Raw genomic sequence first — 14,696 nt, 5'->3', positions numbered from 1 at the left:
TTCCAGAGAGGACCCGGTTTTTCGTTGTTTGAAGCAATTTGACATGGGCCGAGCAGTTTTACTGGACTGCAAGGTGCATGCGTCTTATAAAATTTCACGGTATATGTTTTTTTTATTTATTACACGTTCGCTCAAACATAACCGCTTTTCGCTCCAAACATTTCTTGTTCAGCCCCAATTAACCATCGTTTCGCTCAGTGAATCCCTGGTTTCGCTCAAAATAAGCGTTTTTTGCTCCATAACCCTCAGATTTCACTCTAGACTTAAAAAATATGTAAACAGCTATCAACTTTAAATATCCAAACCCTCTACCGCCTTGGAAATCTCGAAAACATAAGAGTATTTACCTATTTATAAACAGTTTTATCAGCCGAATGACTTATTTTCCAATAAAAGAAAACGTGACATAATAAAGGAAATGAAAGCGTTATCTTAAACGTATTTGTGCAAACGCTTTCACTAGTTTGCACACCATTAAAAGGGGGAAATAAAGTGAGGGAAACGAAATCACGCAATACGGTTTCATGGCTATTACTTTTTACAATGATTTTGCAAACGTTTGCATCTGCATTGCTAATACAACCTGCTTCAACAAAAGCGCAAGAGCGCACCGTTACACTTGTTGGCGACCTTCAAAATGAACTTGGCGGCGCAGGAGACTGGAACCCTGCAGACGCAGGAACAAAGATGGAACTGCAGCCAAACGGAAAGTACAAGCTGTCAGGAAAACTTCCGGCTGGCAACTATGAGTACAAAATCGCAATCAATGGCTCGTGGGACGAAAACTATGGAGTCGACGGAAAACAAGGCGGCGACAACTATAAATTAACGATCGACGCTGAAAAGGAAGTGACGTTTGTGTACGATGACACGACGCACAAAGTTACAATTCCAGAACCACTTCCAGCGGAACAGACGCCACGTATTGTGGGTGACATTCAACCTGAACTAGGTGCTGGCGGCGAGTGGATGCCTGGCGAATCAACAGCCCTTTTAAAGGACGAAGACGGTGACAGCATCTACACGTACACCGCACAAGTGTCAAAAGGAAAGCATGCTTTTAAGATCGTGCTCGGTAACAACTGGGAGGCACCTGCTTACCCAGCGAATGATTTCAAACTAAACGTAATAAAAGACGCTGAAATCACGTTCTTTTACAACCACGACACAAAAGAAGTGTACACAAACTATGACGCGGGTCTTCCAGATGGCAGCGTGAACGCGAGCAAGCTTTTCCATGATACATGGAACGAAGCATTCCGTGCGCCGTTTGGAGCGGTAAAAGCTGGACAAGACGTAACATTGCGCCTTCAAACGAAAAAAGGCGACCTGACTGGTGCAAAACTTTACCTTCGCAACTATAACTCTGGCTCTACGATTGTAAAAGATATGGAGAATGCCGGCTGGACAACTGTGAACGGTGAAGAGATCGAGCTTTGGGAAGCAACTGTAACACCTGAGGAAAAAGGCGTTTACGGGTACAAATTTACCGCGCGCGATGGTGATGCGGTAAAAGAGTACGGTGAAGACACAGCGGAAGGCGGAAAAGGAGCGGCATCAGAAACGAACGCTGGACTTTTCCAAATGACGGTTTACGATCCGTCTTATAAAACGCCTGACTGGATGAAAGAATCTGTTGTTTATCAGATTTTCCCGGACCGTTTTTATAACGGAAACAAGAAAAACGATACAGCCAAAACAACAGCACGCGGAACAGAACCGATTGAGCATCAAGACTGGAGCGAGCTGCCGGACAATCCTCGTCAAGCAGAAACAGAAGGCTATGACGGAGACGAGATCTGGTCGAATGATTTCTTTGGCGGCGATATTGCTGGAATTCAAAAGAAATTAGACTATATCGAGTCACTTGGCGTAAACACGCTTTACTTAAACCCGGTGGCACATGCTGCATCCAACCACAAATACGATGCAACAGACTACAAAGCGATGGATCCGATGTTTGGATCACCGGAAGAATTTAAAGCTTTTACAAAAGAACTCAAAAAACGCAAAATGCACTTGATCCTAGATGGCGTGTTCAACCACGTTGGAGACGACTCGATTTATTTTGACCGATATGGAAAATATGACACAGTCGGTGCTTATGAATATTGGGCAAGCATCTACGATCTGATGAGCACAAAAGGCTTAACAGAAGCGGAAGCAAAAAAACAAACAGAAGCGAAGTTTACGAAAGAAGGACAGAAGTTCAGTCCATATGGCTTCCACAACTGGTTTAACATCGAGAACGAAAAAGTGAACGGCGTGTACAAATACCAAGCATGGTGGGGCTTTGACTCACTTCCTGAGATCAAATCGATTCCAGGTGAAGCTGTAGATTACGATTCCGAATTAAACAACAAACCATTCGCAGACTATATCATGTATGATGAAGATTCTGCGGCTAAATCGTGGCTTGACCGTGGTGCATCCGGTTGGCGTCTAGATGTTGCAAACGAAGTAGATACCGAGTTTTGGAGAGAGTTCCGTAAAGAGTTAAAAGAAGGCAAGAAAGAAGATCCGCTTATCTTGGGCGAAATCTGGGATGATGCGTCTGAATACTTCCTTGGTGATCTGTATGATTCGGTTATGAACTACCGATTCCGCGGTGCGATGATCGATTACTTGAAGAACGGTAACGCAGAAGGTGCCGAGAACCAGATGAACGCAGTGTTTGAAGATTACCCACAAGAAGCGTTTTATGCGCTGATGAACTTGATGGGATCTCATGATACACCTCGTGCAGCGTTTATCCTTGGAAACGGAACAGATTCCTATGAGCGTGCTGAGCTGGATCCGAAGTACGACCATGAGCTAGGTGTGAAACGACTGAAGCTTGCGGCGATCTTACAGATGGGTTATGCGGGCGCACCGACTCTTTATTATGGAGATGAAGCGGGCGTTACAGGCTCTAAAGATCCGGATGACCGAAGAACGTATCCATGGGGTTCTGAAGATAAGAACTTAGTGAAACACTATCAATCAATCGGTAAAGTACGTGCTGATTATCATGCTCTGTTCAGCTATGGTGAGTTGAACCATCTCTACGCTGAAAAAGATGTGCTTGCGTATACACGTACGGATAAAAAGAACGCGGCACTTGTGATAACAAACCGCGGCAACGAAGACAAAACCGTTGAACTAGATGTAAAGAAGTTGATCGTAAACAACGTGAAGCTGACAGATCAGCTGGATAAAAAGTACAAAACAACTGTAAATGACGGCAAACTGACAATAACGGTTCCGGCAATGACGGGACGCATGCTCGTGTCAGATAAAGGTCAGAATTTGAAGACACCTGAAGCAGTGAAGAATGTGAAAGCAACAGAAGGAAGCCATTCTGTAGCTCTTTCATGGAGTGGTGACGCAAAACGTTACGCAATCTACCAAACGACGATTTCTGGTGCTTTTTATGAAAAAGTAGCAGAAACGAAAGGCAACTCAATCAAGATTAATGACCTAGATAATGGTCGTAAATACTATTTTGCCGTTGTTGCAATTGATAAGAATAACAATGAATCTGTGAAAACAGAATCAAAAGCGGCAATACCGCACGTTGCGTTAAAAGACGGAAACTATGAAATTGCAGGAGTAACAGCATTAGAGAATGGTGTAATCGACCTTTCTAAATCACAAAACGTTTCAGCAGATATTTATATAAAAGGTGAAACAGATAGTGACATGGCAGAAGGTTTGCAAGCGGAACTTCAAGTGAAAGAACCGGGCAAAGACACTTGGATATCTCATAAAGCAACTTACACAGCTCAAAACGGAGAATTTAATACATTCAGCTCATCATTCCTGCCGTTTAATGAAGGAACGTACGAATACCGTTATCAATTCTCTACAGACCTCGGCCGTACATGGGTTACGAGTGAAACAAAATCTGCAACGTTTACAAAAGGTGACGACACAACAGCACCATCTGATTCTGTAACACTAGAGGAGCCAGCGCAAGAGTCAGGACAAGTGAATCTAAACTGGTCTGTAGAAGGAGCAAATGAGCCTTACCTATACACGATCGTTCGTGATGGAGAAGTCATCGACCAAGTCCTTGATACAAGTGCCACAACGTACAAAGATATGAACGTAACGAACGGAAAAGTCTACAGTTACGAAGTGCACATCTACGACAAAGCCGGTAACAGCGTGAAGTCGAACGCTGTTCAAGTTACACCAGATCTTGTCATGGTAAAAGTCACAATGAAAGTAAACGCACCAGCTTATACACCACAAGGCGTCGATGTTACGATGCCGGGCAGCAAGAACGGCTGGAACACAGGAGCATGGAAGATGACGCGCGGCGGTGCGGTAACAAACGATTACGAGTACACGTTTGAAGCGCAAGAAGGCGAAGTTATTACCTACAAATACGCAAAGAACAGCTCTTGGGATCAAGAAGGTCTTGCTGACCATACACCGAGTAATCCGAACGATGATGATGTAAGTTATTACGGATATGGTGCAACAGGAACAGACTTGAGTTTTGTTGTAACGAACCAAGGCGGCAATGCGATGGTCGTTCAAGACAAGATCTTACGATGGATCGATATGCCGGTCGTTATAACCTCTCATACGGATGGCCAGACTGTAACTTCTGACACGATCACCCTAAAAGGAAATGCCATCAAAGAAGGTGTGATGACGATTAACGGTCAGCCGGTTACGATTAACGATGACATGTCGTTCTCGCACACGGTGAACTTGAATGCAGGAGAGAACAAACTAAACATTCATATCGAACCGTCAGAAGAGAACAAAACAACTATTTTCAAAAATGACGGCGGCGCGATCGGAAAGAACACAAAAGATATCGTAATGACGATTAATAAGAATTAGTTTGAAAGGATGTCGCTTCTCTTGTGGAGCGGCATCTTTCTTCATAAATAAAACGAGTAATCCCATAAGGAGTACTCGTTTTTAAAATATCTAATTCCGGTACTTCTCTAAAATATTTTCGGTCACACTCTCTACATCTATATTACTTCTCTTCGCCTCAGCATACCTCTCATAATCCTCAGCTGAAACTTCTAACAAGAAGCTCTTCGGAAAAATATAAGGTTTTCCTTTATCTTGTTCGTCAAGATTGTTTAACACTTCCAACTCGTCTTGATTCTCTTTGTTCCGTTCAGGATCATAGACAAACATCTTCCCATACTCTTCTTCTACACTTTTGTTCACATTGATAAAATACTTCATCCACAAAACACTCCTGTTTTTTTTGATTATGTAACTGTTATTCCCTAGACAAGTTGTCATCAGACATATAAAGACACAAAAAGGGAAGATAACCTATAAAAATTGTACAAGCATGACTCGTCATATTTCGAACTTTGTCCCGATAAGATGTAGAGAGAGCCTGACAAGTGCAGGCTTATCAAGCGGAAAGGGAGTTGGAAGTAATGAAAACTGCGGGTTCTTGGTCTCATTCGTTAAAATTTCTTTTGTTCAGTGCAGTTGGTATTTTCATGTTCTTCATTCCGATTACAGTGAAAGGAAAGTCGTCGATCCCACTCGATCACCTTGTAACGTGGGTAAGGGATACGGCGGGTGAAGCAGTGCCGCTTTATGCATTGATTGTCATATTGCTCGGTGCTGTTTATCCGTTCTACACGAAAACGTGGAACAAAGACCGAGTCACAACTACATTCTCTTTATTAAAAGTTGTAGGACTCGTTGCAGCTGGCCTGCTTTACTTTGAATGGGGGCCGAGCTGGTTGAGTGATCCGAACATGGGTCCGTTCTTATTTGAGAAACTGGTGATTCCTGTTGGATTGCTCGTTCCACTCGGAGCTGTCTTCCTAGCCTTTATTGTGGGATATGGTCTGATGGAGTTTATCGGTGTACTCGTGCAAAAAATCATGCGGCCGATCTGGAAAACGCCGGGCAGGTCAGCAGTCGATGCCGTCGCTTCATTTGTTGGAAGCTATTCAATCGGTCTACTCATCACGAACAGAGTGTTTAAAGAAGGAAAGTATACGGTAAAAGAAGCAGCGATCATTGCAACAGGTTTCTCTACTGTCTCTGCAACGTTCATGATCGTTGTGGCAAACACGCTCGGGTTGATGGAGATGTGGAACACCTACTTCTGGACGACGCTCGTTGTTACGTTCTTAGTAACGGCGATTACGGTTCGGATTCGTCCATTAAGCAGAATGGATGATACGTATGTTGGTGGGGAGGGACAGCCAGAGGAAGTCGTAAACGAGAAATACCTGCAAACTGCGTGGAGAAGCGCAATGGATTCTTCACAGAGCGCTCCGGCATTTTTGAACAATATCTGGTCTAACTTAAAAGACGGCTTCGTCATGGCGATGAGCATTCTGCCTTCCATCATGAGCGTAGGGCTGATCGGCTTGCTGCTCGCCGAATACACGCCGGTATTTGACTGGATAGGCTACGTGTTTTATCCAATCACATGGGCACTGCAGCTTCCAGATGCCATGCTAGCAGCAAAAGCAGCTTCAATCGGTGTCGCTGAAATGTTCCTCCCAGCCCTCTTAGTAGCAGAGGCGGCACTTGTCACAAAGTTTGTAATCGGTGTCGTATCCGTAGCATCCATCCTATTCTTTTCCGCAAGCATTCCATGTGTATTATCAACAGAGATTCCGATCAGTGTACCTCAGCTCGTATGGATCTGGTTTCAGCGCACGGTTTTGGCATTGATTTTGGCCACTCCAATCGCGTATTTGTTGCTGTAGAGATATAAAGACGCTGCCTGAATATTTGGCAGCGTCTTTTTTATTGTCTCTTCACATAAATGGGTCTTGTTTTAGCTCAAAGAATGTTCAAGCTTGATTTATATCTATGATTTTTATAAAAAATTCCAAATTAAACGTCGTTCATGATTAAATTTGAGCTAAATTATCATTTTTTATGGAAAATTAGATAGCTTTTTTAATGTGTGAAAGAGGGTTGAATGGTGTTAAAGCGAAACGGCAGATGTACTGAGCGAAACTATGGTCAGTTGGAGCGAAATAAAGGGTCTATGGGGCGAAACGGAGGGCGTTATGAGTGATAACCGGCTGAGTTTGAGCGAACGTGTAATAAATATAAGAACACGTACCGTAAAAACACAATACATGTTAACTACAGGCCGAAAACATAACCAGGCTGAACATACCGATGATTAAGTGACCTCTTTATGTTGTTGGTGCTGGGAAATCCACCTCCATACTACATGTATATAAGCAATAATAAAACACATTTAAGAATAATAACATTTACTAAAATTATCAAAATATATCTTTATTTTTCCATTAATTATTGTATGATAATGAAAGTAGTGATATGAAATGACAGGGGAGAAGACGTGTTGAAAAGGAAATTGAGCTCTTTGTTCTTAATGATGATTTTAGTAATTAGTAGTTTTCCTTTTACTAGTTTTGCAAACGAAGATTATCCAACGTATCAAAGTTTAACAGTTAGTCCTAAAGAAGCGGCAATAAATGAGCAGGTATGGTTTGATCTCTACGCACCAGATTCTGCCTATTTTATGTTAGAAGCACGCCTTACTTATCTTTCTCCACAGGGAGAGGAAAGAGTAATTGAGTTGTCTGGACCAGATCATTGGACAAGCCAGTTTACGGCAACGTCAATGGAAGAAGTGGGAACATGGGAGCTTCAAAGCATTTATCTATATGATGATAGCTATAACAGCAGTACATTTTCACGAGAACAAATTGATCAGCCCGAAAACTATGATTTTACTATATTGAACGAAGTGAAAAATCCCGATGTAACAGCACCAACAATAGATGCCATTACGTTTGATAAAGAAGAAGTAGAAGCGGGCGGCTTTACCAAAGTAACGGTAACCGCAAGTGATGAGTCGGGGATAGATTCAGAATCTATTAATCTAGCTCTTTTCAACACAACCGCTCGGGGATATGAGTATGTATTTAACTTTGTAAAATCAGGAGAAGGAACATACGAAGCAACATGGTGGGTTCCGCCATATAGTGATTCAGGCGAGTGGAGAGTAAGCTGGATCAATGCATCTGACAGGATAGGAAATCAATATTATTGGGATAACTTAAATGTTGAAGAGTATCCGGCATCATTCGGCACAATTCAAGTGACGAATAATAATCCAGACCACACAGCACCAACCGTATCTAGTATTCGATTTGATAAGGAAGTCGTTGATGCAGGTCAAGAGAACACCATTACCCTTCATGCTGAGGATGATCTGTCTGGTATCAATTATCTGTCGGTTGAATTAAGGAACTCTTTTAATCAAAGAATCTATGTTGATGGTATTTACCCTAACGAAGACGGTGCATTCGCTACATCGTTCACAGTACCGTCTTATATGAAAAGTTCAACATTTAAGGTATGGAGTGTATATACACAGGACAATGCCGGAAATGAGGATCATCAGTTTTATGAAGAAGATTACCCGGATGAATTTGACTCTTTTGCAATAAAAAATTCAAACGAAGATAATCAAGCACCAGCAATTCAAGAAATAACTTTTGAAAAAGATATGGTTAGGTCAGAAGAAACAAATGCGGTTAGAGTTGTAGCTAGTGATGATAACAGCGGAGTAGAAAATATTGAAATCTTTTTAGAAAGTCCAACTGGAAGAGGAAAAACAAGTTCAAACCTCTATGTAGATGAAGAAGGCAACTTTAGAGGAGACTTCTATATTCCTCCCTTTACGGAACCTGGTGAGTGGAGAGTTAGTCAAATTATTGCTAAAGACTTTACAGGCAATGTTTTAGATGCAAAATATTCACCTGAAAACTATCCAAATACATTCGGTAAATTTATGGTTGAATCCGACAATTTTGATACAACACCAGCAACTGTAAACAAAATAGTATTTGAGAAGCCTGAGGTAAAAGGTAACGAGGAAGCAAGATTGACGGTTTACGCAGAGGATACTCAAACTGTCCCCGCCTTTGTTGAGGTAGAACTTGTAAGTCCAAGTGGTCAGCAATCCATTAAAGGCAACACCGATTATTTAGATGAAAGTGGATTAATGCACATTGGAATTCCTGTTCCAGAGGATGCCGAACATGGTGAGTGGCTTGTAAAACGAGTATGGATCTTTGACTTGGCCGGAAACGAAGCTATATACACATACAATGCAGAAGATTACCCTGCTGAATTCGGGAAGTTGTTTATAAATAATGATACAGTTGCACCGGATGCACCTATAGTGAATGAAGTAAGCGATAAGCATACAGAGGTAAAAGGAACAGCAGAATCAATGTCAACCATCGCGATACTTGCGAACGGTGAGTTATTGTCAGAAGGGCGAGCGACAGAGGATGGGGCGTTTACAGTTGAAATCCCAGCTCAAAAAGCTGGTACTGTATTAGAAGTAACATCAACTGATTCAGTTGGCAACCAATCTGAAGTAACAACTATAACGGTAGTTGATAAAACAGCACCGGATGCACCATTTTTAACTTCAGTAGCAAAGGAAGCTGTGGCTGGAACAGCAGAACCTAATGCAACTATTTTTGTGAAAGATGCTGAAGGCAATGTGATTTCTTTTGCTGCAACAGATGAAAATGGAAACTTCATAGTGAAAATGGAGAAACAGAAGAATCTTGCTATCATTTTTGTAAGTGCAGCAGATTCTGCTAAAAACGAAAGTGAAGTAGTTAAGATTCTTATTAAAGAAGCCAGAAAATTTTAATTGGATTTCGTTTCTTTTTTCAAATAAAGTTATAATAACATCCTATTATGTGACATCTATTGTTATGAACGCAAGTTAACGATAAAATAGATGTACCAATAACAATTAAATAGTATTTTACCACTAGGGGTGCCTTTGTTAAGGCTGAGATTAAAGTGAACTTTAAGACCCTTGGAACCTGATTTGGTTAGAACCAGCGTAGGGAAGTGGTGTGTAGATCAGTTACTTCGCTATATTCTTAAAAACTGTGAAACCACCTCTTTGCTATATAAAGGAGGTGGTTTTTTATTGTGGAAAAACAGCTTCATGTAATTACCAATGGAAAGCAACGTGATGAAGAGTTGGTGAGGATTGCAAATCTCATTCATCCGTATGTAACAGCGCTTCACATACGGGAAAGAACAAAGTCAGCGAAAGAACTTAGCCATCTAATTCTTCTTCTGCAGGAAGATGGAGTTCCTGCTTCTAAAATTATCGTGAACGACAGGGTGGATGTAGCATTTTGCACAGGCGTAAAAGGTGTTCAGCTGACACATCACAGTTTAGATGTGGCACAAGTGCGAAGAGCTCTGCCAGAAATGAAGATTGGCTGCTCCGTTCATTCAGTTTCAGAAGCACAGTATGCTGAACAATACGGCGCTGATTTTATACTTTACGGTCATATTTTTAAAACAAAATCTAAACAACATGCAGAGCCAAGAGGTTTAGCGCAGCTTCAACATGTGGTAGATCAAACTACAATTCCGGTCATCGCGATCGGAGGCATCACACCAGAAAATGTTCGAGATGTAATGAAAACAGGTGCAGCCGGAATCGCTGTGATGTCAGGCATACTTGAAGCACCATCACCATTACGAGCTGTGAAGCTGTACAAACAACAACTGGAGGTGTGGGATGCACAAAACGTATGATGCCATCATTATTGGAGGCGGCGTGATCGGCTGTTCCATCGCCTACGAGCTCTCTAAACGTAACAAGCGTGTGCTCCTTCTTGAAAAAGAAACTATAGGAAGTAAAGCGTCGAGTGCTGCAGCGGGCATGCTTGGTGCAGAGATGGAGTTTGAGACCGATCATCCACTTTATTCCTTGGCAAAAGAAAGTCGGGATTCCTTTAAGTCTCTCGGTCAGGAGCTGTTTAACGTTTGTGGAATAGATATTGAGCTGATCCAGAATGGGATCTATGAACTAGCTTTTACAGAAGAAGAGGCAACAGATCTTAAATTACGAGCTGTCCAGCAAAATGATCAACACGTTTTATGGGTGACAGCACAAGAACTACTCGCAAGGGAACCTGCTCTTTCAACCCTTGTAAAAGGAGCTCTCTATTTTACAAAAGATGCTCAGGTGTCACCTGTTAAACTTACCCAAGCTTTTTATCAATCAGCAAGTATTCTCGGAGCTGAAGTTAGAGAGCATACCAGTGTGGTTCAGCTTCTCCAAACTGGCAACAAGGTGACTGGTGTCGTAACAACGAAGGAAACGTTTCATGCTGATTCTGTCATAGTAGCTTGTGGGGTGTGGAGCTCTGATCTAGAATCTTCACTAAAAATGATGCCGGTAAAAGGGGAATGTCTGTCTTTTAAAACACAGCGTCCACTACTCACAGGGACGGTAAAATACAAAAACTGTTACCTCGTTCCAAAGCGGGAAAACCGCATTTTTGTTGGCGCAACAAGTACACCGCACGTCTTTGATGAAGATGTTACATTTTCAGGTCTCTTTGAATTGATGGAGAAAGCCAAACAAATCGTTCCTGAATTAAGTGGAGCTGTTTTTGAAAAAGCATGGGGAGGCATCAGACCCCAAACAGAATCAGGAATTCCGTATATCGGTCATTCTCCACACAAAGAGGGTCTCATTCTTGCTACAGGACATTACCGAAACGGCATTCTGCTTTCCGCCATAACGGGAAAAAGGATTGCTCACTATATAGAAAGTGAGGTACACAGTTCGTGAAACTTATGATAAATGGAGAAGAGGTCATGGTGCCTAATTCTTTGCGTTCGATTACAGATCTGCTGAAGCATCTAAACTTACATGACCAAGTTGTAATTGCCGAAGTGAACGAAGAGATCATCGATAATCAAAAACAAAGAGAAACTCAAATAAAAGAAAACGACAAGATCGAACTTGTTCGATTCGTTGGCGGAGGTTGATTGTATGTTAAACATTGGACACTATTCCTTTTCATCACGGTTACTTTTAGGTACTGGTAAATATCCGGACTTTAAAACACAAAAACAAGCGGTAGATGCTTCTGGTTCTGAGATTTTAACGTTTGCTGTTCGGAGAATGAACATCTTTGAAGCGAGCCAGCCAAACTTTTTAGAGATGCTTGATCTGAAAAAATACACATTGTTACCGAACACAGCCGGTGCGAAAACGGCGGCAGAAGCAGTACGCATCGCAAAACTGGCGAAAGCATCGGGATTATGTGATATGGTAAAAGTAGAAGTCATCGGATGCGACAAAACGCTGCTGCCGGATCCAGTGGAAACGTTAAAAGCAACAGAAGAACTATTAAAAGAAGGGTTCATCGTGCTTCCTTATACGTCAGATGATGTGGTCCTTGCTAGACGATTAGAAGAACTCGGTTCACATGCCATCATGCCTGCCGCTTCTCCAATCGGTTCCGGGCAAGGAATCATCAACCGGCTTTATTTAAAATTCATTATACAGCAGACGCACGTCCCTGTGATTGTAGATGCAGGTATCGGCAGTGCGAGTGACGCGATGATCGCGATGGAACTCGGAGCGGACGGTGTGCTGTTAAACACAGCCGTAGCGGGTGCGAAGGATCCTGTGAAGATGGCCCTTGCGATGAAAATGGCTATAGAAGCTGGAAAGCTAGGGTATGAAGCGGGAAGAATTCCAAGAAAAGAAACGGCAACAGCGAGCAGTCCTTTAGAAGGGTTGAGTGTGAAGTGAATGGACGGTATTCAAGACAGGAATTATTTAGCTCGATCGGTATAGATGGGCAAGCAAAAATACGGACTAAAAGCGTGCTCATCGTTGGTGCAGGCGCGCTTGGTGCGGGAAGTGCTGAAGCTCTTACACGTGCAGGCGTGAAACGGATCGTTCTCGTTGATCGCGATTATGTGGATTGGACGAACCTTCAGCGTCAGCAGCTTTATTCTGAAGAAGATGCGAAGAGACAGCTGCCAAAAGTAGTCGCTGCAAAAAATAGATTGAACCAGATTAATTCTGAAGTAGAAATTCAAGCACATGTGATAGATATGGGGATAGAGGAAGCAGAAGAACTAATCTCTGGTATCGATCTGATCATGGATGCGACTGATAATTTTGAGACGCGTTTGTTGATCAACGATTTGGCTCAGAAATATGAGATTCCATGGATTTACGGGGCGTGTGTTGGAAGCTATGGCATCTCTTACACGATCTTACCTGGAGAAGGACCGTGTTTGAACTGTTTGCTTGATAAGATTCCCGCTAACGGTCAAACATGTGATACAGCAGGAATTATCTCTCCAGCTGTTCAGATGGTCACTGCTTATCAAACAGCTGAGGCGTTAAAGATTTTAGTGGAGGATTATGCATCTATCCGGAAGAAAATTGTAACATTTGATACGTGGACTAATCAGCACGTTCAATTAGGGATGGGAAAAGCGAAGAAGGCAGATTGTCCATCTTGCGGGGCTAACCCAACATATCCTTATTTAAAAAAAGGCACTGGGTTAAAAACAGCTGTTCTTTGCGGTCGGGATACCGTTCAGATTCGTCCCGCTCACACGATTGAAATTGATTTGGGAGAAATGGAGAAGAGATTACTGCCTCATGGTGAAGTTCGCTGTAATCCTTATTTACTGGAGCTTCAAAGTGGCAGTTACCGCCTCGTTCTTTTTAAAGATGGACGTGCACTTGTTCATGGAACGAAGAATACAGCGGAAGCGAAATCCCTGTATCATAGATATATTGGGTAAAGATTTTGTATAATCATTAATAGGAGGTGATTTGATTTATGGAGTTTTTTGATCTGATCTATCAAACGGACGCATTAGTTTTATCCATTAGTATCGCACTAACGTTCATTATTGCTAAGCAGCTTTCGGTCGTTCATCAATCTCTTGTTCATAGATCAAATCACCATGTGAAACAGGACAGGCTAAGTTCCGAGAAGAGGATGACCGATTCTCACCTCGTTCAAAACTATTGCTTTATTCGAGACAAGATCGCACGGACAATGTTTAGAAAAGAAACACCAGATGATAAAGAAGGGCACGTTTACTCCTTGTTTGCTTAGATTTTTTAAAAACAAGGAGGAACAAAGATTGAAGAAATATGTATCCATTCTTTCATTACTTGCTATTTTTCTATTATCCGGCTGCAATAACGCACCGATTACAGCAGAAAGTCCGGGTGTGTGGAACCATTTTTTCATCTACCCGTTTTCAAAGCTCATCCAATATGTGGCGTATCTGTTTAACGATAGCTATGGCATCGCGATCATCATCTTAACCGTGGTAATACGGTTCCTGATCATGCCGTTAACATTGAAACAAACGAAAAATCAGGAAAAGATGAAGAAGATTCAGCCGGAGATCCAACAGCTACGTGAAAAGCACACAGGAAAAGATCGAGAGTCTCAACTGGAATTACAAAATGAATTAATGGCTGTTTATAAAAAACATGAAGTCAATCCGTTATCAATGGGGTGTTTGCCCCTTTTGATCCAGATGCCGATTCTGTTTGCGTTTTATTATGCAATCATTAAAACGAAAGAGATTGCTCTGCACAACTTTCTTTGGTTTAACCTTGGAACAGCAGATCCTCTGCATCTGCTACCGGTGTTAGCGGCGTTAACCACCTTCATCCAATATAAAATGAGTACAACTGAGCTTGCTGCATCTAATCCGCAAATAAAAATGATGGGTTACGTGATGCCGATCATCATCTTGTTTTCTGCATGGAAGCTGGCTGCTGTTCTGCCTCTTTATTGGATGGTAGGGAATGTGTTTTTGACGATTCAAAATGTGGTTCTGCAGAAACGAAAGAAGAAGGCAGCATCTGCTAGTTAGTAATAAGA

Annotated in this window: 11 protein-coding genes and 1 riboswitch; of the genes, 10 read left to right on the top strand and 1 reads right to left on the bottom strand. The window is 42.1% G+C overall.

Annotation, left to right across the window (positions count from 1 at the left end):
* The first annotated feature begins 492 nt into the window (after window positions 1-492).
* Entirely contained in the window at window positions 493-4,839 is a 4,347-nt protein-coding gene (locus tag ACOZ9X_RS17310; protein ID WP_423419294.1) for an alpha-amylase family glycosyl hydrolase, read from the top strand.
* A gap of 90 nt (window positions 4,840-4,929) precedes the next feature.
* Here ACOZ9X_RS17310 and ACOZ9X_RS17305 read toward each other — a convergent pair whose 3' ends face one another.
* Window positions 4,930-5,199, bottom strand: coding sequence for a hypothetical protein (locus ACOZ9X_RS17305; RefSeq protein ID WP_423419293.1), 270 nt, complete (start codon window positions 5,197-5,199; stop codon window positions 4,930-4,932).
* 203 nt (window positions 5,200-5,402) lie between these two features.
* Between ACOZ9X_RS17305 and ACOZ9X_RS17300 the strand changes: the two genes are divergently transcribed.
* The 9 genes from ACOZ9X_RS17300 (at window position 5,403) to yidC (ending at window position 14,688) form a co-directional block, all read left to right on the top strand.
* The gene (locus tag ACOZ9X_RS17300; RefSeq protein WP_423419292.1) at window positions 5,403-6,701 is read left to right on the top strand and encodes a YjiH family protein; all 1,299 of its coding nucleotides are present in this window, start codon (window positions 5,403-5,405) and stop codon (window positions 6,699-6,701) included.
* Window positions 6,702-7,315: 614 nt separating this feature from the next.
* Complete coding sequence (locus ACOZ9X_RS17295) at window positions 7,316-9,652, top strand: Ig-like domain-containing protein (RefSeq protein WP_423419291.1); 2,337 nt, start codon at window positions 7,316-7,318, stop codon at window positions 9,650-9,652.
* 115 nt (window positions 9,653-9,767) lie between these two features.
* Window positions 9,768-9,874: riboswitch (TPP riboswitch) on the top strand.
* Between the two features lie 68 nt (window positions 9,875-9,942).
* Entirely contained in the window at window positions 9,943-10,563 is a 621-nt protein-coding gene (tenI, locus tag ACOZ9X_RS17290) for a thiazole tautomerase TenI (protein WP_423419290.1), read from the top strand.
* Window positions 10,547-11,608: a glycine oxidase ThiO gene (thiO, locus tag ACOZ9X_RS17285; RefSeq protein WP_423419289.1), complete on the top strand. Its 1,062-nt coding sequence runs from the start codon at window positions 10,547-10,549 to the stop codon at window positions 11,606-11,608. The genes tenI and thiO overlap by 17 nt, the downstream gene beginning before the upstream one ends.
* A gap of 5 nt (window positions 11,609-11,613) precedes the next feature.
* A complete protein-coding gene (gene thiS, locus ACOZ9X_RS17280; protein ID WP_423419390.1) occupies window positions 11,614-11,808 on the top strand; it encodes a sulfur carrier protein ThiS in 195 nt (64 codons plus the stop codon).
* Window positions 11,809-11,812: 4 nt separating this feature from the next.
* Window positions 11,813-12,580 carry a thiazole synthase gene (locus tag ACOZ9X_RS17275; protein ID WP_423419288.1) on the top strand — a complete coding sequence of 256 codons (768 nt, stop codon included), beginning with the start codon at window positions 11,813-11,815 and terminating at the stop codon, window positions 12,578-12,580.
* A complete protein-coding gene (locus ACOZ9X_RS17270; protein ID WP_423419287.1) occupies window positions 12,577-13,593 on the top strand; it encodes a MoeB/ThiF family adenylyltransferase in 1,017 nt (338 codons plus the stop codon). Before ACOZ9X_RS17275 ends, ACOZ9X_RS17270 begins: the two co-directional genes overlap by 4 nt.
* Before the next feature lie 38 nt (window positions 13,594-13,631).
* On the top strand, window positions 13,632-13,913 hold the full coding sequence (locus tag ACOZ9X_RS17265; protein ID WP_423419286.1) for a hypothetical protein: 282 nt from the start codon (window positions 13,632-13,634) through the stop codon (window positions 13,911-13,913).
* A 28-nt stretch (window positions 13,914-13,941) separates the two neighbouring features.
* Window positions 13,942-14,688 (top strand): membrane protein insertase YidC, encoded by a 747-nt coding sequence (gene yidC / locus ACOZ9X_RS17260; RefSeq protein ID WP_423419285.1) that lies wholly within the window; start codon window positions 13,942-13,944, stop codon window positions 14,686-14,688.
* Window positions 14,689-14,696: the final 8 nt, after the last annotated feature.

Origin of the sequence: Fictibacillus nanhaiensis, from assembly GCF_049537595.1 — a bacterium.
Classification (GTDB): Bacteria; Bacillota; Bacilli; order Bacillales; family Fictibacillaceae; genus Fictibacillus; species Fictibacillus nanhaiensis_F.
The sequence above is the reverse complement of the archived record's forward strand: the minus strand, read 5'-3'. Positions and strand labels throughout refer to the sequence as shown.